Source organism: Skermanella sp. TT6, from assembly GCF_016653635.2.
GTDB classification, from domain to species: domain Bacteria; phylum Pseudomonadota; class Alphaproteobacteria; order Azospirillales; family Azospirillaceae; genus Skermanella; species Skermanella cutis.
Genome location: NZ_CP067420.1, coordinates 392986 through 416051, shown reverse-complemented (window position 1 = coordinate 416051; position 23066 = coordinate 392986). Strand labels below are relative to the sequence as shown.

The 23066-nt window shown below is 68.9% G+C and carries 18 protein-coding genes; 12 read left to right on the top strand and 6 right to left on the bottom strand.

The annotated features are described in order from the left end of the window. Positions 1–30: 30 nt before the first annotated feature. The 3 genes from IGS68_RS01935 to IGS68_RS01925 form a co-directional block, all read right to left on the bottom strand. Positions 31–2793 (bottom strand): ATP-binding protein, encoded by a 2763-nt coding sequence (locus IGS68_RS01935; protein WP_201076918.1) that lies wholly within the window; start codon positions 2791–2793, stop codon positions 31–33. Beyond that, positions 2756–3352 (bottom strand): biliverdin-producing heme oxygenase, encoded by a 597-nt coding sequence (locus tag IGS68_RS01930; RefSeq protein ID WP_201076912.1) that lies wholly within the window; start codon positions 3350–3352, stop codon positions 2756–2758. The genes IGS68_RS01935 and IGS68_RS01930 overlap by 38 nt, the downstream gene beginning before the upstream one ends. Positions 3353–3544: 192 nt before the next feature. Further along, the gene (locus IGS68_RS01925) at positions 3545–5380 is read right to left on the bottom strand and encodes an ABCB family ABC transporter ATP-binding protein/permease (protein WP_201076910.1); all 1836 of its coding nucleotides are present in this window, start codon (positions 5378–5380) and stop codon (positions 3545–3547) included. Positions 5381–6618: 1238 nt separating this feature from the next. On the opposite strand from IGS68_RS01925, the gene IGS68_RS01920 reads away from it, so the two are divergent. Further along, positions 6619–7365 (top strand): hypothetical protein, encoded by a 747-nt coding sequence (locus IGS68_RS01920; protein ID WP_201076908.1) that lies wholly within the window; start codon positions 6619–6621, stop codon positions 7363–7365. Here IGS68_RS01920 and IGS68_RS01915 read toward each other — a convergent pair whose 3' ends face one another. Further along, positions 7366–8037: a queuosine precursor transporter gene (locus IGS68_RS01915; protein ID WP_201076906.1), complete on the bottom strand. Its 672-nt coding sequence runs from the start codon at positions 8035–8037 to the stop codon at positions 7366–7368. It lies immediately after the preceding gene. 117 nt (positions 8038–8154) lie between these two features. Between IGS68_RS01915 and queA the strand changes: the two genes are divergently transcribed. The 7 genes from queA to IGS68_RS01880 all read left to right on the top strand — a co-directional run bounded on the left by queA (position 8155) and on the right by IGS68_RS01880 (position 14417). Continuing rightward, positions 8155–9207 (top strand): tRNA preQ1(34) S-adenosylmethionine ribosyltransferase-isomerase QueA, encoded by a 1053-nt coding sequence (queA, locus tag IGS68_RS01910; RefSeq protein WP_201076904.1) that lies wholly within the window; start codon positions 8155–8157, stop codon positions 9205–9207. 8 nt (positions 9208–9215) lie between these two features. Further along, positions 9216–10418 carry a tRNA guanosine(34) transglycosylase Tgt gene (tgt, locus tag IGS68_RS01905; protein ID WP_201076902.1) on the top strand — a complete coding sequence of 401 codons (1203 nt, stop codon included), beginning with the start codon at positions 9216–9218 and terminating at the stop codon, positions 10416–10418. Next, positions 10411–10863 (top strand): preQ(1) synthase, encoded by a 453-nt coding sequence (gene queF / locus IGS68_RS01900; RefSeq protein ID WP_459559360.1) that lies wholly within the window; start codon positions 10411–10413, stop codon positions 10861–10863. Before tgt ends, queF begins: the two co-directional genes overlap by 8 nt. Then, positions 10850–11932: a tRNA epoxyqueuosine(34) reductase QueG gene (gene queG, locus IGS68_RS01895; RefSeq protein ID WP_371821875.1), complete on the top strand. Its 1083-nt coding sequence runs from the start codon at positions 10850–10852 to the stop codon at positions 11930–11932. Before queF ends, queG begins: the two co-directional genes overlap by 14 nt. 61 nt (positions 11933–11993) lie before the next feature. Next, positions 11994–12980: a calcium/sodium antiporter gene (locus IGS68_RS01890; protein WP_201076896.1), complete on the top strand. Its 987-nt coding sequence runs from the start codon at positions 11994–11996 to the stop codon at positions 12978–12980. 13 nt (positions 12981–12993) lie between these two features. After that, the gene (locus tag IGS68_RS36115; protein WP_201076894.1) at positions 12994–13653 is read left to right on the top strand and encodes a CatB-related O-acetyltransferase; all 660 of its coding nucleotides are present in this window, start codon (positions 12994–12996) and stop codon (positions 13651–13653) included. A 77-nt stretch (positions 13654–13730) separates the two neighbouring features. Then, complete coding sequence (locus tag IGS68_RS01880) at positions 13731–14417, top strand: tetratricopeptide repeat protein (RefSeq protein WP_201076892.1); 687 nt, start codon at positions 13731–13733, stop codon at positions 14415–14417. A gap of 33 nt (positions 14418–14450) precedes the next feature. Here the strand turns inward: IGS68_RS01880 and IGS68_RS01875 are convergent, their stop codons facing one another. After that, positions 14451–15836 (bottom strand): TIGR03013 family XrtA/PEP-CTERM system glycosyltransferase, encoded by a 1386-nt coding sequence (locus tag IGS68_RS01875; RefSeq protein WP_201076890.1) that lies wholly within the window; start codon positions 15834–15836, stop codon positions 14451–14453. Between the two features lie 540 nt (positions 15837–16376). Between IGS68_RS01875 and IGS68_RS01870 the strand changes: the two genes are divergently transcribed. Beyond that, positions 16377–18107 carry a type I secretion system permease/ATPase gene (locus IGS68_RS01870; RefSeq protein ID WP_247881129.1) on the top strand — a complete coding sequence of 577 codons (1731 nt, stop codon included), beginning with the start codon at positions 16377–16379 and terminating at the stop codon, positions 18105–18107. Position 18108: 1 nt separating this feature from the next. Further along, on the top strand, positions 18109–19476 hold the full coding sequence (locus IGS68_RS01865) for an HlyD family type I secretion periplasmic adaptor subunit (RefSeq protein ID WP_201076886.1): 1368 nt from the start codon (positions 18109–18111) through the stop codon (positions 19474–19476). A gap of 179 nt (positions 19477–19655) precedes the next feature. On the opposite strand, the gene IGS68_RS01860 is transcribed toward IGS68_RS01865, so the two are convergent. Beyond that, the gene (locus IGS68_RS01860) at positions 19656–20231 is read right to left on the bottom strand and encodes a YqgE/AlgH family protein (protein ID WP_201076884.1); all 576 of its coding nucleotides are present in this window, start codon (positions 20229–20231) and stop codon (positions 19656–19658) included. 138 nt (positions 20232–20369) lie between these two features. Here IGS68_RS01860 and IGS68_RS01855 point away from each other — a divergent pair, with 138 nt between their 5' ends. Further along, on the top strand, positions 20370–22457 hold the full coding sequence (locus tag IGS68_RS01855) for a protein-disulfide reductase DsbD family protein (RefSeq protein WP_201076882.1): 2088 nt from the start codon (positions 20370–20372) through the stop codon (positions 22455–22457). A 91-nt stretch (positions 22458–22548) separates the two neighbouring features. Beyond that, positions 22549–23028 carry a peroxiredoxin gene (locus IGS68_RS01850; RefSeq protein WP_201076880.1) on the top strand — a complete coding sequence of 160 codons (480 nt, stop codon included), beginning with the start codon at positions 22549–22551 and terminating at the stop codon, positions 23026–23028. Positions 23029–23066 lie beyond the last annotated feature (38 nt).

The window sequence follows — 23066 nt, the reverse complement described above, 5'->3', positions numbered from 1 at the left end:
GCGTCAACCTACAGGGCGGCCCGGCGGCGCTCAAGCGGCCGGAACCTGCTCGACCCCATGCAGGGTCCGCGAAGCGCCGTCCCGGGCGGGGACGGTGCGCCAGGGCGGGAACTCCACCCGCGCCGTGGTCCCGCAGCCCACCTTGCTTTCCAGGATCAGCCGGCCCTGGTGCAGGTTGGCGATCGCGTTGACCAGCGACAGCCCCAGGCCGGTGCCGCCGACCTGGCGGGTCAGGCTGTTGTCCACCTGGTAGAACGGTTCCAGCACCCGGGAGAGGTGCTCCTCCGCGATGCCGATGCCGGTATCCCGGACCTCGATCGCGACGCCGCCGTCCTTCAGGGCCAGGGTGCGGCAGGTGACCGTGCCGCCGGCGGGCGTGAACTTCACGGCGTTGGACAGCAGGTTGACGACGATCTGCCGCACCGCCCGGGCATCGGCATGGAGGTTGGGCGCCGTCGCCGGGATCTGCCGGTCGAGCAGGACGTCGCCCCGGCGCGCCAGGTCGGAGACCATGGAGCAGCACCGCGTCACCAGCGCGCCGAGATCGATCAGGTCCTCGTTGATCGTGCGCCGCCCGGCCTCGATCTTGGAGATGTCGAGGAGGTCGCTGATCAGCGACAGCAGGTGCTCGCCGGCATGGCGGATGTCGTTGACGTATTCCTTGTACTTGGCGTCGCCGAGCGGCCCGAACAGCTCGTCCGCCAGCAGTTCGGAGAAGCCGATGATCGCGTTGAGCGGCGTGCGCAGCTCATGGCTCATGTTCGCCAGGAAGGCCGACTTGGAGCGGTTGGCGACCAGCGCCTGGTCGCGCGCGGTGCGCAGCGCCTCCTCCGTCCGGCGGTGGCTCGTGATGTCCTGGAAGACCCAGGCCGACAGGGCGGTGCCGTCGTCCTCGGTATCGACCTTGAGCAGCGACCGCCGGCTGATCGAGACGGTGCGCTCGCCGGTGCCGGGCGCGGTCAGGGTCGTCTCCGCGCTGGCGCCGGGAACCATGGCGCGGATCGCCGGCGACACGCCGAGCAGGCTCAGCACGTCGTCGATCCGGCGCCCGGCGACCTCGTCCGGGACGATGTCGAAGATCCGCTGGAACTCCCGGTTCATGGTGAAGGCGTGGAAGACCGACTCCCCGGCAGCCCGGAGCGACACCAGGACCGCCCCCGGGAGCACGTCGATCAGGCCGTGGACCGCGGGCTCGTCGAACCGGGTCCAGGCATGGAAACGCCGGATGTCGCCCGCGAGCCGGTCCGCCAGCCGGGCCGTGCCGCCCGCCGCCGCGGCCAGCCGCCCGGGGAGTTCCCCCCAGCCGTCCACCACCTCGGGCGACCAGGGCGGGCAGCGGTCCGTGACGGTCTGGCGCCAGCGCTCGAAGCTCTTGCGCGGGCTGAGCCGGCCATCCTCGGCGGAGGCCGCCTTCAGCGGGTCGCCGCCCCAGAAGATCTCCTGGATCACCTCGCGCCGGAAAGCCAGGGCCACCAGCCGCGGCTGCGCCGAGAGTTCGACCATGAGCATCCCGGCGACCGTCTCGTCGAAGGCGCTCGACTGCGGCTCCAGCTCGTGCAGGCAGTCGGTGGCGGTCACGGCGCCGCCGCCATGGTGCTCGACCAGGTGGCGGATCTCGTGGGTGTCCGGCGTGCGGCCGAACGCGGCGACGGCCCCGTCCACATAGAGGGCCACGCCGTCCGCCATGCCAAGGTCGCGCAGGCCGCGGTCGCCGCACAGCAGCGCCGCGACGCTGTCGCGCCCGGCTTCGAAGACGCCGTCGAGCGCCGCCAGCCGGGCTTCGGTGCGCCGCCGGGCCTGGGCGATGTCGGCGGCGATGCTGCGTTCCAACGCGCCCGCGGCGATCAGGGCGATGCGCGAGAGCAGGTCGTGCGTTCCGGCGCGGCACCTCCGCCCGGTCGGGTGGTGGCAGGCGATCAAGCCCCACAGCCGTCCCCCGACCATGAGCGAGGCGACCAGGGTTGCGCCGACGCCCATGTTCCGCAGATATTCCAGATGGATCGGCGAGACCGCCCGCAGGGTGCTGCGGCCCAGGTCGACCGGCCGGGCCGGGTCGCGCCCGGCGGCATCGGCGACCAGCGGCACCACTTCGCCGTGGACGTCGGCGATGGCGCGCAGCAGGTTGACGCGGTAGAGCTCCCGCGCCTGGGCCGGGATGTCGCTAGCCGGGAAATGGAGGCCGAGATAAGCCGGCTCGCTGGCGTGCCTGACCTCGGCGATGACGTCGCCGCTCCAGTCCGGCAGGAAGCGGTACACCATGACCCGGTCGAACCCGGTGGACCGCGAGACCAGGTCGGCCGTCCAGCGGGCGATGTCGTAGCGGGTGGCGCAGCCTTCGAGGCGTTCGATGAAGCCGGCCAGATCCGCCGTCGCGGTTCCGCCCGGGACGCCCTCGCGGGGGCCGTCCTCGCCGGGCGGTTCGAGCTCGAGCAGGGCGCGGCCGTCGTGGCGATGGAAGCGGGCCTCCAGCGCCGGTCGGCCTGCGGGGGGCTCGAAATCGAAGCGGACCGCCGGATCGGCGCCGCCGGCCGCCTGCGCGAGGGCCGCGCGCAGCGCCGCGGCGCCGGCCGGGCAGCTCCGCTCCAGCGGGACGCCCAGCACCTCCTCCGGGGGAACGCCCAGGTACCTGGCGAGGTTGGCGGCCGCGTGGGTGACCGTCAGGTCCGGCTCCTCGAGTACCAGCAGCGTGCCGTGCGCCTGGATCGCGCCGGGGATATGGATCGGCTCCCGGGCGCAATCGCTGAGCGACGGCGTTTCAGGCGCCGGGGTCGCGATCGGGGCTTGGTCGGTCATGGTCGGCTATCCGGCTGGGCTCGCGAAGCTGGTCGAGCCAGCGTTCGAGCGCGGCGAACGTCGCTCCCGCCGCCTCGACCGCTTCTCGGCGGGTGTCTTCCGTAGTGACGAAACGGTCCAGCAGCACCTTGAGCGACCCGCGTTCAGCCTCCAGGTCGATACCGGCGGAGGCGAAATAGGCAGCACCCCGGTCCGGGCCGACGCCGAGGCTGCGCTGAAGATGGGGCAGCATCGCCCGGCCCCCGTGGGCAGACCCGTCCAGCACCCAGCGGCAGCCGAGCCGCGCCGCCGCCGTGGCGGGGCGCGGCAGGTCCCCGGCGAGCGGCGGCTCCGGCCGGTCCCGGCCCGGCTGCCCGCCGCCGTCCTCCGCGAGGCTTCGCAGGTCGGCGGCGAGCAGCGGGGAACGGGCGGTCCGGCCCCGGGCTTCGGCGCCGAGCAGCGGCTCCATCGGGATGACGAAGCCGTACAGCGCGCGAACCGCGCCCAGATAGCCTTCCGGCGTCGGGCGGCGCTGCGTGAGCGGGCGCAGGACGGGGTGGAGATGCAGCCGCTCATGCACCGGCCACGTAGCCTCCCTCATGCGCCGCACAACGTCTTCGGCAGTGGGCGGAACGGGCAATCCAGAAATCCGGGTATGGGAAGGCACTGTTTCAACCATCAAGCAAGGTTACATTATGAAGAGTCGGTACGCACGACGAAATCGGTACTTCCGAACGGGGCAACTTGACGCTGGGCGGAGTCCGCGACCTTTTCAATAGGTCACCGGCATGCGCTCGATCGCCTTTTCCCCGGCCGCTTCCTGCTGGCGGGTCCACATGGCGGCATAGGCGCCGCCGCGGGCCAGCAGGTCGGCATGGCGCCCGCGCTCGACGATGCGGCCGTCCTCCAGGACGATGATCTCGTCGGCGTCGATCACGGTGGACAGCCGGTGCGCGATCACCAGGGTGGTGCGGCCCCGGCTGACCTCGCGCAGGTTGGCCTGGATCTCGCGCTCGGTATGGGTGTCGAGCGCCGAGGTCGCCTCGTCGAACAGCAGGATCGCGGGCCGCTTCAGGATGGTCCGGGCGATCGCGACCCGCTGCTTCTCCCCGCCCGACAGCTTCAGCCCGCGTTCGCCGACCATGGTCTTGTAGCCGTCGGGCAGCCGGGTGATGAAATCGTGGATATGGGCCAGGCGGGCGGCCTGCTCGACCTCCTCCGCCGTGGCGCCGGGGCGCCCGTAGGCGATGTTGTAGAAGATCGTGTCGTTGAACAGCACGGTATCCTGGGGGACGATGCCGATGGCGGCGCGCAGCGACGCCTGGGTCACCGTCGCGATGTCCTGCCCGTCGATCAGGATGCGGCCGGCGCCCGGGTCGTAGAACCGGAACAGCAGCCGGCTGATCGTGGACTTGCCGGCGCCGCTGGGGCCGACGATCGCGACGGTGCGGCCGGCCGGCACCGCCAGCGATACGCCCTTCAGGATCGGGCGCCGGGAATCGTAGCCGAACTCCACCCCCTCGAACGCGACGGTGGCGCCGTCCACCGACAGGGGCCGGGCGTCGGGCGCGTCGGCGACCTCCCGGTCGATGTCGAGCAGTTCGAACATCTTCTCCATGTCGGCGAGGCTCTGCTTGATCTCGCGGTAGACGAAGCCGAAGAAGTTGAGCGGCTGGTAGAGCTGGAGCAGGTAGGTATTGACCAGCACGAAGTCGCCCAGCGTCATGGTCCCGGCCATGATGCCGCTCGCCGCCATGTACATCACGATGGTCAGCCCGACCGAGATGATCGCCGCCTGGCCGATGTTCAGCAGGGACAGGCTGGTCTGGCTGCGCACCGCGGCACTCTCGTAGGAGCGGAGCGCGCCGTCGTAGCGGCGGGCCTCGTGGTCCTCGTTGCCGAAATACTTGACCGTCTCGTAGTTGAGCAGGCTGTCGATCGCCTTGGTGTTGGCCTGGTTGTCCATCTCGTTCATCTCGCGGCGGAACTTCATCCGCCACTCGGTGATGACCAGGGTGTAGGCGATGTAGGCGACGACGGTCAGGAAGGTCGCCAGCGCGAACCAGACGTCGAACATGCTCCACAGGATCGCGCAGACCAGCAGGATCTCCAGCAGGGTCGGCAGGATGTTGAACAGCATGAAGGACAGCAGCGTCTGGATCGCCCGGGTGCCCCGCTCGATCGAGCGCGACAGCCCGCCGGTCTGGCGTTCCAGGTGGAAGCGCAGCGACAGCGCGTGCAGGTGCCGGAAGACGTTGAGCGCCACCGACCGGATCGACCGCTGGGCCACCTTGGCGAAGATCGCGTCGCGCAGTTCGCCGAAGGCCAGGGCCAGCACCCGGGCGAGGCCGTAGGCCAGGATCAGCCCGACCGGCAGCGCCACCGCCGCGGCCCCCGTGGCGCCCAGCGCGTCGACCGCGTGCTTGTAGAGGATCGGGACATAGACGTTCGCCAGCTTGGCGACGATCAGGCAGGCCATCGCGGCGACGACGCGGACCCGAAGCTCGGTCTCGCCGCTCGGCCAGAGATAGGGCAGCAGGGAACGGATGGTCTCCCGCTCCCCCAGCTTTCTGGCACGGGTGAAGCGGGTCGTGTCGGTGACGCTCATGAAGGCTGGCCTGATGCGGCTGGGTCCGGAAGAGCTAACCTAGGCCGGCCGGGTGCGGGAGTCCACCGGGGCGGGGGAAAGCTCCACACCGCGAATGCGCTGTTCCAGCGGCGCGGACGGCGGAACCTTATCTATTTTTCAGCCATCAGCGTGCTGTGCAAGGGCACACCGTCCGCCTCCGGTTCATGATCAACAGCGCCGTCGCGAAGGCGCGCGAGAGATTCCGGCGAGAGCCGGTCGACAAGTCCCCGATGGGAGCGCAGCCGGTCGAGCACTTCCGCTCCCGTAGGCGCGATGGGGACCGCAGAGGCCGAGACCTCCTTCGCGAGCGGCAGGGTCGCCGCGAAACGAAACTGAAGAGGCAACACCTAAACCTCCAGCCAACAATATGAGCCACCTTTCGGCGAGCCCGACAGTGAGAAACCCATTTCCATGTAAAGCGGTATGGCTCCTTCGACAGGGCGCATTACCCGAAGCTTCCTGCAACTGATCGCCCGCGCATAGGTGAGGGCCGCCTCCACTACACAGAACCTTACTGCGGACTTGAGCGGGTGTACAGGGTTCGGGGCTCCCTCAAGTACATGGACGGAGAGATGCTCTCGTCCTTTCGAAGGCTTGCCGATAGCCAAGCCGCATAGAACCGTTCCACTCCAGATGGCCACTTCGAAACGGTCCAAGGCGTTCTGCCAAGCTTTCCTTTCTTCCGGCCAATTCCAGTCAAACCGCCGATCTGGATGACTTCGCCAAGTTTGAGACCAAGCCTCAAGAGCAATTCCATCAATTTCAGTAAGCTGGACTGGCACAGGGACAGGGGATGGTGAGATAGCGGCAAGCAAGGATTGAATGCGCATTTCAGCTTCGCGGTAAGCCTCATTTCGCGCATATTGATAACGCGTGATGGGAGTCCCCAGGATTTCCACGGCCGTTATTCCAAATTCCGATATGCAACTTTTTCTATGGTTACATACATATAAGTCTATTAATACGCCTTGAATCGTCAACGTCACAATCTTAAGGCATTGAATGCGCAGTGATCATAGTGCATCAGCTGATGAAAGGAAGATTTTTGTATCGTCTTGCCTGCCCTGGACGCGACGGAAGCGACATCGCCTGTACCGCAAGAGCCCGTCCAAAAACCGTGCATGCCCAAAGCTTCTTATGCCATCATGGCAGCAAGGCGGTTGCAGTCCGGGCCGCGGCGGCCCAAATGGTGGCGGCAGGGTGGAAGCGGCATCGGAATGTTCATGAACGGCCCGGAAAGATCGGACGAAACCCGGACCTTCCTGTTCCTGGCGGGCATCGCCGCGGCGGGACTGGCGGTGGCGATCGGGTTCCACCTGATCTGGGGGGCGCTGATCCCGCGCAACGATCCCCTGCCGAAGGCCGCCATCTTCGATCCGGCGTTGCGCGTCGCCTTGACGGAGTACGGGACGTCCGTGACCGAGACGCGCGCGGTCTTCACCGCGTCCACGCCGCAGGGCACCCGCACCGTCAGCAACTGCTCCGACTACATGAAACTGCTGGACCAGGGCGTGCGCGCGGCACCCGGGGAGCCCGACGAGGTGCTCGACACCTACCGGAACTGCCCGTTGCTCTTCCTGCTCCGGCAGGCGCGGCAGCCCGTCACCTATCTGGCGCCGCTCTCCCATCTGGCGGGAACGATCGCCGAGCGCCTGGACATAGGGACCCTCCCGGCGGAGTTCCGCCCGCCCCTGTCGGCCAAGGACGACGAGTCCCCGTTCCGTCCCCGTTTCGTCGTCGACGAGGAGAATCTCAGGTTCTCGTCGGCGGACAATTCCTGGTCCATGACGATCCTGGCTTCGGGCAGCTTCTCCGGAAATGGGAGGGAGGACATCGCGGCCAGGATCGACCGGGGGCAGTCCCGCCGCTACGTCATCCTGTCGGCGCGGCCGAACGGCAGCCTCGCCGCCAGTTCGCCGGAAAGCCTCGCGATGACCACCACCCTGCCGGTCCGGCTGCGCTGATCAGGCCGGCACCCGGCCTGTCCTGCCCCCGGCCCGGCCCTCGGTCCTGTTCAGGTATCCGACGACCAGATACGTCAACGGCGTCGCGAGCGCCTCGAAGCCCGACTTGACCAGCCACTGGGTGACGGCGGCGCCGACCAGCGCCTCGGCCGGCAGCACGCCTGCGAAGGCGACGGTCATGAAGACGGCGGAGTCCAGGAACTGCCCGACCAGGGTCGAGCCGATGGTGCGGACCCACAGCAGCCGGCCGCCGGTCAGGCCCTTCAGCCAGGCCAGGACGTAGGCGTTGACGAACTCTCCCGCCAGATAGGCCGCGAAGGACGCCAGCAGCAGGCGCGGCGTGGCGCCCAGGATCGCCTCGAACGCCGCCTGGTCGTGCCAGAAGGGGGCCGCGGGCAGGGCCAGCGCCAGCGCGAAGGCCGCGACCGCCAGGATGTTGCACAGGAAACCCAGCCAGATCACCCGCCGGGCGGCGTCCAGGCCGTAGACCTCCGTCAGGACGTCGCCGATGATGTAGCTTACGGGGAAGATCAGGACGGCGGCCGGAAGGACAAGCCCGCCGACCATGATCAGCTTGACCGCCGCGACGTTCGAGACGATCAGGCAGGTCACGAACAGGGCGACGATCAGAAGAAAGCTGGACGAATAGCCGGGGCTCGGCGATCTGGACATGGTCGTTCCGGGGAAGCGGCAAAACGCGCCCTATGCCGATTGCCGCCGCGCGAGTCAACGCCGACGGTATCATTGGGCTTTCCCTTCGGCCTCCGATCGACTATATGGGCGCTCCCCATGAGAACCGCCGATTTCGATTTCGATCTGCCGCCCGACCGGATCGCCGACCAGCCGGCGCGCCCGCGCGACGCCGCGCGCCTGCTCCATGTCGGCCGGTCCGGCGGCGGCGACGCCTTCACCGACCATATCGTGCGCGACCTGCCCGGCCTGCTGAACCCCGGCGACCTGCTGGTCTACAACGACACGCGGGTGATCCCGGCGCGGCTTTCCGGCCGGCGCGGAGAGGTCCGCGTCGAGGTGACCCTGCACAAGCGGGAGGGCGCCGATACCTGGCACGCCTTCGCCAAGCCGGGCAAGCGGCTGCGCGTCGGCGATGCCATCGCCTTCGCGCCCGACCTGTCGGCGGAGGTGCGGGACAAGCGCGAGGGCGGCGACGTCGAGCTGCGCTTCTCGGTCGCCGGGTCGGACCTGATGGCGGCGCTGCACCGCCACGGCGTGATGCCCCTGCCCCCCTATATCCGCCGGCCCGAGGGCGAGGCGGCGGAGGATCGCCAGGACTACCAGACGGTCTTCGCCGCCCGGGAGGGCGCCGTCGCCGCCCCGACCGCCGGACTGCATTTCACGCCCGACCTGCTGGCGCGGCTGGACGAACGCGGCATCCGCCGGGTTCCGGTGACGCTCCATGTCGGGGCCGGCACCTTCCTGCCGGTCAAGGTCGAGGACATCCGCGACCACCGCATGCATGCCGAATGGGGCGAGATCGGACGGGAGACGGCGGAGGCCGTCGCGGAGGCCAGGCGGGCCGGCGGGCGGGTCGTCGCGGTCGGCACCACGTCGCTCCGGCTGCTGGAAAGTGCCGCGGCCGAGGACGGAACGCTTGCGCCGTTCAGCGGCGACACCGACATCTTCATCACCCCCGGATACCGCTTCAAGATCGTGGACCTGCTGCTGACCAATTTCCATCTCCCCCGCTCGACGCTGTTCATGCTGGTCTCGGCCTTCGCCGGGCTGGACCGCATGCGCGCCGCCTACGCCCATGCCATCGCCTCGGGGTACCGGTTCTATTCCTACGGCGACACCTCGCTGCTGGAAAGGGCACCCCGGGAATGACCGCCCCCATGGGTTTGGGTTTGGGTTTCGAACTCCTGAAGACCGAGGGCGCCGCCCGGCGCGGCCGCCTGACGACCGCCCACGGCGCGGTCGAGACCCCGGCCTTCATGCCGGTCGGCACGGTCGGCACGGTCAAGGGCATGCTGCCCGGATCGGTGAGGGAGACCGGCGCGCAGATCCTGCTGGGCAACACCTACCACCTGATGCTGCGCCCGACGGCGGAGCGGGTGGCCCAGTTCGGCGGGCTGCACAGGTTCATGAACTGGAACGGCCCGATCCTGACCGACTCCGGCGGCTTCCAGGTGATGTCGCTGTCCGACCTGCGGACCCTGGACGAGGACGGCGTCACCTTCAAATCGCACCTGGACGGGCGGCGCCACCGCCTGACGCCGGAACGGTCCATGCGGATCCAGCACCTGCTGGACAGCAACGTGACCATGTGCCTGGACGAATGCACGCCCTTCCCCGCCACCCATGAAGTGGCGGAGAAGTCGATGAGGCTCAGCATGCGCTGGGCCCGGCGCTCGCGCGACGCCTTCGTGGAGCGGCCGGGCTACGGGCTGTTCGGCATCGTGCAGGGCGGCGTCTACCCCGACCTGCGGGCGGAATCGGTGGAGGCGCTGACCGGCATCGGGTTCGACGGCTACGCGGTCGGCGGGCTGGCGGTCGGCGAGGGCCAGCAAATGATGTTCGACGTGCTGGATTTCACGACGCCGCTGATGCCGGCGGACCGGCCGCGCTACCTGATGGGCGTCGGCCGGCCGAGCGACCTGATCGGCGCGGTCCGGCGCGGGATCGACATGTTCGACTGCGTGATGCCGACGCGGTCGGGCCGCACGGGGCAGGCCTTCGTCCGGCGCGGCGTGCTGAACATGCGGAACGCGCGCCATGCCCACGACACCCGCCCGCTGGACGAGGAGTGCCGCTGCCCCGCCTGCCGCGACTATACCCGCGGCTACCTGCACCACCTGTTCAGGGCCGGCGAGATGCTGGGGCCGATGCTGCTGACCTGGCACAACCTGACCTATTACCAGGACCTGATGGCGGAGCTGCGGCGCGCCATCGAGGAAGGCTGCTTCGAGCGGCGCGCGGCCGAGCTGGAGGCCGGGCTGGCGCTCGGCGACCTGCCCGCGGTTCCCGACCCGCTCGCCGGCCCCGTGGCCGCACCCCCTGTTCCCGAGGAGAGTTCGAGTGTCCCAGTCGATCTATGACGGCCTGACCCAGCTCGGCGGCAGCACCGCCCAGCCGGCCTCGCCCGAGGAGGCGGTGCTGGAGCGCGTGCCGAACCCGCACCCCGGCACGGCCTATCTGGTGCGCTTCGCCGCCCCCGAGTTCACCTCCCTATGCCCGATCACCGGCCAGCCCGACTTCGCCCACCTGGTGATCGACTATGTTCCGGGCGACTGGCTGGTCGAGAGCAAGTCGCTGAAGCTGTTCCTGACCTCGTTCCGCAACCACGGCGCCTTCCACGAGGCCTGCACTGTGGGCATCGCCAAGCGGCTGGAGGCGGAGCTGAGTCCTTCCTGGCTGCGCATCGGCGGCTATTGGTACCCGCGCGGCGGCATCCCGATCGACGTGTTCTACCAGACCGGGCCGGTTCCGGACGGCGTCTGGATCCCGGACCAGGGCGTGGCCCCCTACCGTGGCCGTGGCTGAACCCAGGCGGAAGACATCCGATGGGATCCGGGAGGCGATCCGCGATCGGGCGCTGGGTCTCGGCTTCGACGCGGTCGGGTTCGCCCCCGCCCGGCTGGGAGACGAGGCCCGCGAGCGGCTGGGCGAGTTCCTGGCCCGGGGCATGCACGGCGACATGGGCTGGATGGTCGAGAAGGCCGACCGCCGGGGCGACCCGCAGGTGCTGTGGCCGGATGCCCGCACCGTCATCGCGCTCGGAATGTCCTACGCGCCGCACGAGGACCCGCGGGGGTTGCTGGAGCATGCCGACCGCGGCGTCGTCTCGGTCTACGCGCGCGGGCGCGACTACCACGACGTGGTCAAGTCCCGGCTCAAGGCGCTCGCCCAGTGGGTCCACCGGGAATTCGCGGCGGAGGTCAAGGTCTTCGTCGATACCGCCCCGGTCATGGAGAAGCCCCTGGCGGAACGGGCCGGGCTGGGCTGGCAGGGCAAGCACACCAACCTGGTGTCGCGCGAGCATGGCTCCTGGCTGTTCCTGGGCGAGGTCTATACCGCCCTGGACCTGCCGCCGGACCCGCCGGGCAAGGATATCTGCGGCTCCTGCCGGCGCTGCCAGGACGCCTGCCCCACGGCGGCGTTCCCGGAACCCTATCGGCTCGACGCGCGGCGCTGCGTCTCCTACCTGACGATCGAGCACAAGGGACCGATCCCGGAGGAGCTGCGCCCCCTGATGGGCAACCGGATCTACGGCTGCGACGACTGCTTGGCCGCCTGCCCCTGGAACAAGTTCGCCCGCCGCACGCGGGAGGCGGCCTTCCTGCCGCGCGCGGAACTGACGGCGCCCCGGCTGGCCGATCTGGCGCAACTGGACGATGCCGGGTTCCGACAGGTCTTCGCCGGCTCCCCGATCAAGCGGATCGGCCGCGACCGGTTCGTCCGCAACGTGCTGACAGCGCTGGGCAACAGCGGCGATCCCGCCTTTTCCGCCGTCGTGGAGCCGCTGACACGCGACGCCTCGGACCTGGTGCGCGACGCCGCCCGCTGGGCGCTGGAGCGGCTGGGCGGGACACCCCCCGAATTTTCCCTTTGACCGCGGGGCACCTTCGCGTCAGACCCTTGGCGGAACTCCACGGCCCGCGAGAGACCCCGCCATGACGATCCTTCAACTTCTGCTCGGCCTTGTGCTCCTGGTGGCCGGGGGCGAGGCCCTGGTCAGGGGCAGCGTGGCGGTGGCGCAGCGGCTGGGCGTCTCGCCCATGCTGATCGGGCTGACGCTGGTCGGCTTCGGCACCTCCACCCCGGAACTGGTCACCAGCCTCCAGGCGGCCCTGATCGGCGCGCCGGGGGTTGCGATCGGCAACGTGGTCGGCAGCAACATCGCGAACATCCTGCTGATCCTGGGCGTCTCGGCGGTGATCCTGCCGATGGCCACCACCAAGGAGGCTTTCCGGCGCGACGGGCCGGTGCTGATCGGCGTCAGCGTGCTGCTGGTGGCGGCGGTCCTGGCCGGGTCGCTCGCCCGCTGGGTCGGCATCGTCTTCCTGATGCTGCTCGCCGCCTACACCGTCTACACCTATTTCACGGAACGGGACGACGGGAGCCCGTCCGCCACGGTGCATGCCGCCGAGGCCGACAGCGTGGCCGACCTGCCGCCGCGCACCATGGGGTTCGGCCTGGGCGGCCTGTTCATCGTGGGCGGCATCGCCGGGGTCGTATACGGGGCGAGCCTGCTGGTCGACGCGGCCCTTGTGATCGCCCGGGCCGCCGGACTGTCGGAGGCGGTCATCGGCCTGACCCTGGTGGCGATCGGCACCTCGCTGCCGGAGCTGGTGACCTCGGTCATGGCCGCGATCCGGAAGCAGACCGACGTCGCCTTCGGCAACATCATCGGCAGCAACATCTTCAATATCCTGGGCATCGCCGGCGTCACCGCCGTCGTCACGCCGATCTCGATCCCGCCCGAGATCGCCGGCTTCGACATCTGGGTGATGCTCGCGACCGCCGGGCTGCTGGTGGTCTTCGCCGTCACCGGCTGGCGCGTCAACCGCTGGGAGGGGGCGGCGCTCCTGGGATGCTATGCGGCCTATCTCGCGGTCCAGCTCTCGCCCGGCGCCCGGGCGGTCCTGGGCCTCGCCTGAGGAGGCGGCGCCGATGACAGGCGGGCGGCGGCACGATCCGCGCTTCGGTCCCGACCCCGATGCCCTGCACCCCCTGGCGGACCATCCCCGGGTGATGTTCGTGCGCAACCTGCCGCTCCCGCCCAGCGTGGAGATCGGCGCCTACACCTATTACGACGACCCGGAGGGGCCGGAAGCCTTCCTCCGGAACGTGCTGTACCATTACGAGTTCACCGGCGACCGGCTCCGGATCGGCCGGTTCTGCGCCCTGGCGACGGGAACCGCGTTCCTGATGAACGGCGGCAACCACCGGACCGCGGCGCCGTCCACCTATCCCTTCCTGATCTTCGGGGGCGCCTGGGCCGGGCGCTTCGAGGGCGAGGCCGACTTCCCGGGCCGCGGCGACACCGTGGTCGGCAACGACGTCTGGACCGGCTGGAAGAGCACGATCCTGCCCGGCGTCACCATCGGCGACGGCGCGATCGTCGCCGCGCGGGCGGTGGTGACGCGGGACGTGCCGCCCTACGCGGTGGTCGCCGGAAACCCGGCGCGGATCGTCCGCATGCGCTACGGCCCGCGGGACGTCGAACGGCTGCTTCGGCTGCGCTGGTGGGACTGGGACGCGGAACGGATCACCCGCAACATCCCCGCCATCGCCGGCGGCGACGTCGACGCGCTGGCGGCGGCGACCTGACGCACGCGCCGGCGCCCCTCCCGCTCCGCCGACCCAGTCCCCACATAAGGGGCTGTCCCCACTGTCCTGGAACCCTGATGCTCGGATCGGCCCATCTTCAACGTGTCTATGAAGCGGCGGAGGACTGCGTCGCCGCCGGACGCTACACCAACGCCGCCAAGCTGCTCGCCAGCCTGCTGGTGCAGGATCCGGAGCCGGACCACGAGCGGATCGCCGCAGTGCTGGACGCCCTGATCGAGATGTCGGCCGAGCCGTCGGCGCTGATCAACCGCGCCGCCATGCTGCTCGACCCCGCCATGGGGGAGACGGACCCCGAGCGGGCGCTGGCCCTGCTCCAAGACGCCGCCGACCAGACCGACGACCCCGAGCACCCGGAGCATACCCTGTCCGGGCTGGCCCACGGCATGATCGGCGACTGCTATATCCGGGGCGCCGGCGTGTCGGCCGATCCCGATGCCGGCTTCGGCCATTACCTGCTGGCGGCGGAGTACGGCAACGCCAAGGCCGCCTTCAATGTCGGCCTCGCCTATGACCAGGGAATGCTGGGCCAGGCGGTCGACCGCGACGCCGCCAAGCGCTTCTACCGGATCGCCGCCGACGGAGGCGAGGCCTCGGCCATGACCCGCCTCGCGGTGCTCTACATGACCGATCAGGACCCGCCGGACGAGGTCACGATCGTGGACCTGCTGGAGGCCGCCGTCGAGCGGGGCGACGAGGACGCGGCCGAGATCCTGCAGAACCTGCAGGACGACGTCCTGGAGTGACGCCAGCGCCGTCGCGCCCCGGCGGGGCCCCCGTCAGCGCACGCCCTGGGGCCAGATCACCACGCGGACGGTCTGGAGCAGGATGATCAGGTCGAGCATCAGGCTGCAGTTCTTGACGTAGTAGAGGTCGAACTTCAGCTTCTCGCGCGCGTCGGCGATCGACGCGCCGTAGGGGTAGTTGACCTGGGCCCATCCGGTGATCCCCGGCTTGACGATGTGCCGGTAGGGATAGCAGGACATGTCCTTGATCAGGTCGTTGACGATGCTGGGACGCTCCGGCCGGGGGCCGACGAAGCTCATCTCGCCGCTCAGCACGTTGAAGATCTGCGGGATCTCGTCGATCCGGATCTTGCGGATGATGCCGCCGATGAAGGTCACCCGAGGGTCGTCGACCGACGCCCAGCGGGCGACGCCATCCTTCTCCGCGTCGACGCGCATGCTGCGGAACTTGATGACCGAGAACTTGCGCCCGTTCAGGCCGACCCGCTCCTGCCGGTAGAAGATGGGCCCCCCGTCCTCCAGCTTGACCGCTAGCGCCGTGAAGCACAGCAGCGGCAGAGCGAACAGCAGGAAACCCAGGCTGACCGTGATGTCGAACGTCCGCTTCACCGCCGTCTCGAACCGGCCCATGGTGCTGCCGTTGGAGAACAGCAGCCAGTTCGGATAGGGGCGGTCGATCTCGAGCTGGCCGAACTCCCGCTCGAAGAAGGTCGCGGTGTCGAGGATGCGGATGCCCCTGAGGCGGAACTGGAGCAGCGTCTCGCGCGGGACGCTCTGTTCCGGGTGCTCCAGCGCCACCACCACCTCGTCGGCGTTCAGCGTCTCGCACAGGGACAGCAGGTCGTTGGCCCGCACCACCCGGCTCTCGGTGACGCAGGTGGCGCACGGCTCGACCGGCGCGAAGCCCAGCACGATGAAGTTGGCCGGCCGGAGCTCCCGCTCCGCCCGCTCGATCCGCTGCGCCTGCGGCCCGGTGCCCAGTACCAGCACCCGGTTCTTCAGGGACTGGATGCTGGCGATGCGGGTCACCACCGCACGGTTCCCGAGCAATCCCACCGAAGCCAGGGCCAGCGCCGGGAACAGCGCGCTCATCCAGATCCTGCTGCCGGGGACCACGTAGAAGATCGTCATCAGGCACAGGAACGAGAGGCCGAGCCCGATCAATATGCGCAGATAAAGCACCTTGATCGTCAGCAGGTATTTCCGCTCGTACAGTCCCATCATGAAAAGGCACGGTATCGTCATCGCCGTGAACACGATGGTTTGATGAAGATGTCCCTCCTGGTTGGTGAGAACTATGTCCAGTGTTGCATAGCTGAGGCTGAGACACAGGATCATGGCGCTTGCCAGAACACCCGCGTCGGCAAGCGCCAGGAAAAGGAAAGAGGTCGGAACGAACATGTTGAAAACGCGGATCATATTGAATAGCCCCCTACCCGGTTTTCTGTCCGAAAGCGCCTTTTTGAAGGAATTCTATAAATTTTCATGAAAAAGCGCGCATTGACCGAGGTCCGCAGAATGAGTTCTTGGCGCGGAGGATAGCACCGGTTGACCGCCGGACACTCGTTCTTGTGCATAAAATGGGCAAACCTTTTGACGTACCGCATTGTCCCGAAAGGAGAAATCGGGTTTGCGAAGTAACTTTGCGGACGCTGGTATCGCCCGAACGGGCAGCGCTGGGAACCTTTTACATAGTTACAAAAAAACCGCGTTTGGAGAACAATCCGTTATTGTCACTGGTCGTGACGCAGCGCGGAAATGTCTTATATTGCAGCGCCTCATAATTGTTTCATCGACCTTTCCACAAATGTTACAGAAGCGGATAGCAGAGGCTTAATGACTCTTTAACGCTGAATCATGTACTCCTGGCGGCAGAAAGCCTCCTGGCGGCCGTATGTTTTCCACAGGCAACTCGTGGATTTCCAGCATGCGCCCTATCAACTTATGAAGCCTGACGGGATGACTGAAAAGAAATCGGAAGTGAGGGCGGCCCTCGCCACCTGCCGCAATGCCTTCGTCATGACTGCGGCGTTCAGCGCGTTCATCAACCTGTTGATGCTCGTGTCGCCCATGTACATGATGCAGGTTTACGACCGGGTGTTGCACAGCCGCAGCGAGGCGACCCTGCTGATGCTGACCCTGATCACGGTCGGCCTGCTGGGCGTGATGGCCCTGCTGGAGGTGGTCCGCTCCCGCGTGCTGGTCCGCGTCGGCGGCCGGCTCGACCAGGAGATGAGCGAACGGATCCTGTCCGCCCAGTTCCAGGCCAGCCTGCACCGGGTCGGCAGCAATCCCGCGCAGGCCAGCCGCGACTTCGACACGGTCCGCCAGTTCCTGACCGGCTCGGGCATCTTCGCTTTCTTCGACGCGCCGTGGACGCCGCTGATCCTGGCGGTCATTTTCATCTTCCATCCCGTCCTGGGCCTGATCGCGCTGGTCGGCGGCATCCTCCTGTTCGCCCTGGCCATCGTCAACGAGGCGGTGACCAAGAAGCCGCTGGAGGAAGCCAACCGCAATGCGGTCGTGGCGGCGGGCGCCATCGAGAGCAGCATGCGCAACGCCGAGGTGCTCGAGGCGATGGGCATGTTCGGCAATTTCCGCCGCCGGTGGGCGGGGCGGCGCGAGGAGATCCTGCGTCTCCAGGCTATCGCCAGCGACCGCGCCGGCGTCATCATGGGCCTGACCAAGTATCTGCGGCTGCTGCTGCAGACCGCGATCCTGGGCGGCGGCGCCTGGCTGGCGATCCACGAGCAGATCTCGCCGGGCGTGATCATCGCCGCCTCGATCCTGATGGGCCGCGCCCTGGCCCCGGTCGAGCAGGCGATCGGCACCTGGAAGCAGTTCGTCGGCGCCCGCATCGCCTATCGCCGCCTGAACGAGCTGCTGAGCCGCATCCCCAAGGCGGTGCCGCGCACCGAGCTGCCCCGCCCGGTCGGCGACCTGAAGGTGGAGACGGTCGTCGTGGTCCCCCCCGGCGGCTCGGCGCCGACCCTGTCGCGGGTCAGCTTCGACCTGGCCGCCGGCCAGGTGCTGGGCGTGATCGGCCCGAGCGGCGCCGGCAAGTCCACCCTCGCCCGGCTGCTGGTCGGCGCGTGGCGGCCCTATGCCGGCACGGTGCGGATCGACGGCGCCGACCTGCACAATTGGGACCCGGAGCGGCGCGGCACCTTCATGGGGTACCTGCCCCAGGACGTCGAGCTGTTCGACGGCTCGGTGTCCGAGAACATCGCCCGGTTCGGCGAGCTGGACAGCGAGGCGATCGTCGCCGCCGCCCGGCGGGCCGGCGTCCACGACATGATCCTGCGGCTGCCCCAGGGCTACGACACCCCGATCGGCACCGGCGGCTGCGCACTGTCCGGCGGCCAGCGCCAGCGCATCGGCCTGGCCCGCGCGGTCTATGGCGGCCCGGCGATGGTGATCCTGGACGAGCCGAACTCCAACCTGGACGACGAGGGCGAGTCCGCCCTGGTCCATGCCATCTCGGAGCTGAAGCGCGCCGGCACGACGGTGATCATCATCTCCCACCGGCCCAGCATCCTGAGCGCCACCGACCAGATCCTGGTGCTGGCCGACGGCGGCGTCCGGATGTTCGGCAACCGGAACGAGGTCCTGTCCCGCTTCACCCGCCCCGTCGTGGCGTCCGCTTCCACCCCGGCCCAGCCGGGCCTGACCGCCCAGCAGGCTTCCTGACATGACCAGTCTGATCGAGACCAACCCCGGCCTCCTGCCCGCGAAGCCCGCCGGCGACCGCGGCGCCAAGGCCAAGCCCAATTTCCCGACCTCCTACAACGGCACGATCACCGCCGGCTGGCTGGTGATCCTGGCCGGCTTCGGCAGCCTTGCCGCCTGGTCGGCGCTGGCCCCGCTGAGCACCGCCGCGATTGCCAGCGGCACGGTCGTGGTGGACAGCTACCGCAAGTCGGTACAGCACCTGCAGGGCGGAATCATCCAGGACATACTGGTGCGGGACGGCCAGAAGGTCCAGGCCGGCGACGTGCTGGTCCGCCTCGATCCGACCCAGACCCGTTCGCTGGCCCAGATGCTGCGCGCCCAGGTCGACCTGGCGAAGGCCGAGGAGGCCCGGATGCTGGCCGAACGGGACGGTCTGGAAGAGATCCGCTTCCCGGCCGACCTGGTCGAGCGGTCCAGGACCGAACGCGACCTGGCCGAGACCATGGCCGGCCAGAAGCGGATCTTCGAGGCCCGCCGCCAGAGCCTGACCGGCCAGACCTCGATCCTGCGCAACCGCATCGCCCAGTCGCTGGAGCAGATCTCCGGCATGGAGATCCAGGAAAAGGCCAAGCTGCGCCAGAGCGCCCTGCTCGACAAGGAGCTGAACGGCCTGCGCGAACTGGCCGAGCGCGGCAACGCGCCGGCCAACAAGGTCCTGCAGTACGAACGCGAGGTCGAGGCGCTGACCGCCGAGCGCGGCGAGATCCTGTCGCGCATCGCCAGCGTCCGCCAGCAGATCGGCGAGGCCGAGCTTCAGATCACCCAGGCCCAGAAGACCTTCCTGGAACAGGTCGAGACCGACCTGCGCACGACCCAGGCCCGGCTGTTCGAATCGGCCGAGCGCCTGCACGCCACGACGGCCGAGCTGGGCCGCATGGAGGTGCGCGCGCCGGAGAGCGGCGTCGTGGTGGACATGGCGTTCCACACGGTGGACGGCGTCATCGGCCCGGGCGGCCGCATCATGGACATCGTGCCGCAGAACGACCAGCTGGTCGTGGACGCCCAGATCCGTCCGGCCGACATCGACGGACTCCAGGTCGGCATGGAGGCGGAGATCCGCTTCCCGGCCTTCAACCAGCGCACCACGCCGATGATCCACGGCCAGCTCAAGACCGTCTCGGCCGACCGGCTGGTCGATCCGAAGACCAACATGCCGTACTTCAACGTACGCGTGCTGGTGGACGAGAAGAGCAAGGAAAGCATCTCAGGCCTGAACATCATCCCCGGCATGCCGGCCGAGGTGGTGATCAAGAAGGGCGAGCGTACGCTGCTCTCCTACCTGATCCAGCCGATGCGGGACACCTTCGTCCGCGCCATGCGCGAATAACGGGCGACGGGATACGGGAACGAGAAAAGCCGCCCTGCGAGGGGCGGCTTTTTCAGTTTTGTGTCCACAGATGAACGCAGATGGACACAGATAAGAAATGAGTATCTGTGTCCATCTGCGTTCATCTGTGGACAAGTAAAATAGGAAGGCTTTGGCCGGCCTGCGTTTCCGTCGAAATCTCAGGCGTGTCCGGCTTCACCCGACAGCATGGACAGGCTGACGCCCAGCTTGGCGATGGCGCGCTCCCACTTGGTATCCAGGTCGCGGTCGTACAGCAGGCCGTCGTCGGCCGGCGCGTTCAGCCAGCCGTTGGCCTGCATCTCGGCGTCCAGCTGCCCCGGCCCCCAGCCGGCATAGCCCAGCGCCAGCATCGCGTGCTTCGGCCCGCGCCCGTCGGCGATGGCGCGCAGGATGTCCACCGTGGCGGTCAGCGCCACGTCGTCGTCCACCGTCATGGTGCCTTCACGGACGAAATCGGTCGAATGCAGCACGAAGCCGCGGCCCGACTCGACCGGACCTCCGAAATGCACCCGCATGTTGGTCGCATGACCCGGCGTATCTATGCCGAGTTGCTCCAGCAGGTCCGGGAACGTGATCGAGCCGAAGAGCTTGTTTATCACCAAGCCCATGGCGCCGTCCGGATTATGGGCACAGATATAGATGACCGACCGCTGGAACCGCTGGTCCGGCATGGCCGGCATGGCGATCAGCAGCTGACCGGTCAGGTATTGGGGCTTCCGCGTTGCGTCAGTCATTCGTGCCGTTCCGTCTGCCTCAAGCTCCGAATGTGGTGGCTGATCGCACCGGATCAACGGGCCTCATGAAAGTGTGACAGCACCTGCGACCGCTTGCCACCTATAATGCCGACCCATGAGACACAAAATCCAAGCGCCATGATCAGCAGAAGCACCCTCTCCAGCGTCGCCGCCGGATTGCTCGTACTGCTCGCGGCCCTGCTCTCCGCCTGCCTGCCGGCCCTGGGCGCCTCCGGCCCGTGGCAGCAAACCGAAACCGTGGAGGGAAGGCTGGTCGCCGCCGTGGACGGCGCCGGTTCGCTCGACAGCATCCCGCTCGGCCTGCACCTGAAGATGAAGCCGGGCTGGAAGACCTATTGGCGTTCGCCCGGCGATGCCGGCCTGCCGCCGCAGCTCGCCTGGGACGGCAGCGCCAACCTGGCGGGGACGGAGATGCGCTGGCCGGCGCCCCACCGCTTCACCCTGTTCGGGATCGAGACCTTCGGCTACGACGGGGAAGTGGTGTTCCCCATAGCCGCCCGGCCGGCGGCACCCGGGCAAGCGCTGGACCTCCGCGCGTCGGTCGACCTGCTGGTGTGCAGCGACATCTGCGTGCCCCAGCGCCTGGACCTGACCCTGGCGCTCCCGGAGGGGCCGGCAAGCTCGGCCGGTGCCGACGCCAACCTGATCGCCCGCTTCGCCTCCCGGGTACCCGGCGACGGTGCCGCCTCCGGCCTGTCGATCGAGAGCGTGCAGGCGGCGGGCAAGTCGCTGCGCGTCGTGGCGACGGCGCGCGACCCTTTCGTCGACCCGGACCTGTTCGTCGAGGCCGGAGACGGCACGGCCTTCGGCGCCCCGAGGATCGACTTCGCCGACGGCGACCGGCGCATCGCCGTCACGCTGCCGGTCACCGGCGAGCCGTCGGCCCTGGAAGGCATGCCGGTCACCCTGACCCTGGTGGACGGGCTGCGCGCGATGGAGCGTGCGGCGACGGTGGAGGCGCCAGGCGCCGGCCAGACCGGAGACGCCGCGGGGCTCGCCGCCATGCTGGGCTTCGCCCTGGTCGGCGGGCTGCTGCTGAACCTGATGCCCTGCGTGCTGCCGGTCCTGTCGCTCAAGCTGCTGTCGGTGGTCAGCCACGGCGGCAGCGCCCCGCGCGAGATCCGGGCCGGCTTCCTGGCGTCCGCCGCCGGAATCCTGTTCTCCTTCCTGGTGCTGGCCGGCGCCGCCGTCGCGCTGAAGCTGACCGGTTCCGCGGTCGGCTGGGGCATCCAGTTCCAGCAGCCGCTGTTCCTGGTCTTCATGGTGGTGCTGGTCACGGTCTTCGCGGCCAACCTGTGGGGCCTGTTCGAGATCCCGCTGCCGCGCGCCATCGCCGACGCGGCGGTGGGGGGGCACGGCGGGCACGCCCCGAGCTTGCGCGGCCATTTCGCGACGGGGGCGCTCGCCACCTTGCTGGCGACCCCCTGCTCCGCCCCGTTCCTGGGAACCGCGGTGGGGTTCGCCCTGGCCCGCGGGCCGCTGGAGATCGTCGCCGTCTTCCTGGCGCTGGGCCTGGGCCTGGCCCTGCCCTTCCTGGCGGTGGCGGCGTTCCCCCGGCTCGCCGCCCGCCTGCCCCGGCCCGGCCGCTGGATGGTCGCGCTGCGCCGGGTGCTGGGCGGGGCGCTGGCCCTGACCGGCGTCTGGCTGCTGTCGGTCCTGGCGGTCCAGATCGGCCCGGCGGCGGCGCTGGCGGTCGGCGCGCTGATGGTCGCCGTCGTCCTGGCCCTGGCGGTCCGCCGCCGGCTGCCCGGCCGCATCCGGTTCGCCGGCGGCGTGGCCGCGGCGCTGCTGGCGGTGGCCGCCTTCGGGATGCCGATGGCGCTGGACCGTCCGGCCTCGCAGGCGGCTGCGGCGACCGACGCCGAGTGGGTGCCGTTCGACCGTGCCGCCATCGCCGAGCAGGTGGCCGCCGGGCGAACCGTGTTCGTGGACGTCACGGCGACCTGGTGCATCACCTGCCAGGCCAACAAGCGGCTGGTGCTGTCGCGCGACCCCGTCGCCGGGAGGCTTTTCGGCGGGGCCGTGGTGCCGATGCAGGCGGACTGGACCCGGCCGGACGACCGGATCGCGGCCTATCTGGCCGAGCACGGCCGCTACGGCATCCCGTTCAACATGGTCTACGGCCCCGGCGCGCCCGAGGGCATAGCGCTGCCGGAACTGCTGACCGAGGCAGCGGTGCTCGCGGCGCTGGACCGGGCGGGCTGACCGGGAGCGGGCGGACAGGAATGCTCCTTGCGACGCAACGCCGCACCGGTCTACACCTGTGCCGACGATTCACGCTCGGAGGGCCATCAGAATGACGATCAAGGTCGGCGACACGTTTCCGTCCGTCACGCTCAAGCACCTGACATCCAACGGGATGCAGGAAATCAGCACCGACGACCTGTTCAAGGGCAAGAAGGCCGTGCTGTTCGCGGTCCCGGGCGCCTTCACCCCGACCTGCTCGGCCAAGCACCTGCCGGGCTTCGTCAACCGGGCGGACGAGTTCAAGGCCAAGGGCTACGAGATCGTCTGCATGGCGGTGAACGACCCCTTCGTGATGGACGCCTGGGCCAAGTCGTCCGACGTCGGCGACAAGATCACCATGCTGCCCGACGGCAACGGCACCCTGACCAAGGCGCTGGGCCTTGAGATGGACGGCACGGGCTACAGCCTGGGCCATCGCAGCAAGCGCTTCGCCATGGTGATCGAGGACGGCATCGTGAAGTCTGTAAACGTCGAGGAGCCCGGCGCCTTCGCGGTCTCCAGCGCCGACGCGGTGCTCGACTCGATCTGACGGCCGCCTCCACCGGGCCGGGCTCCGCGCCCGGCCCT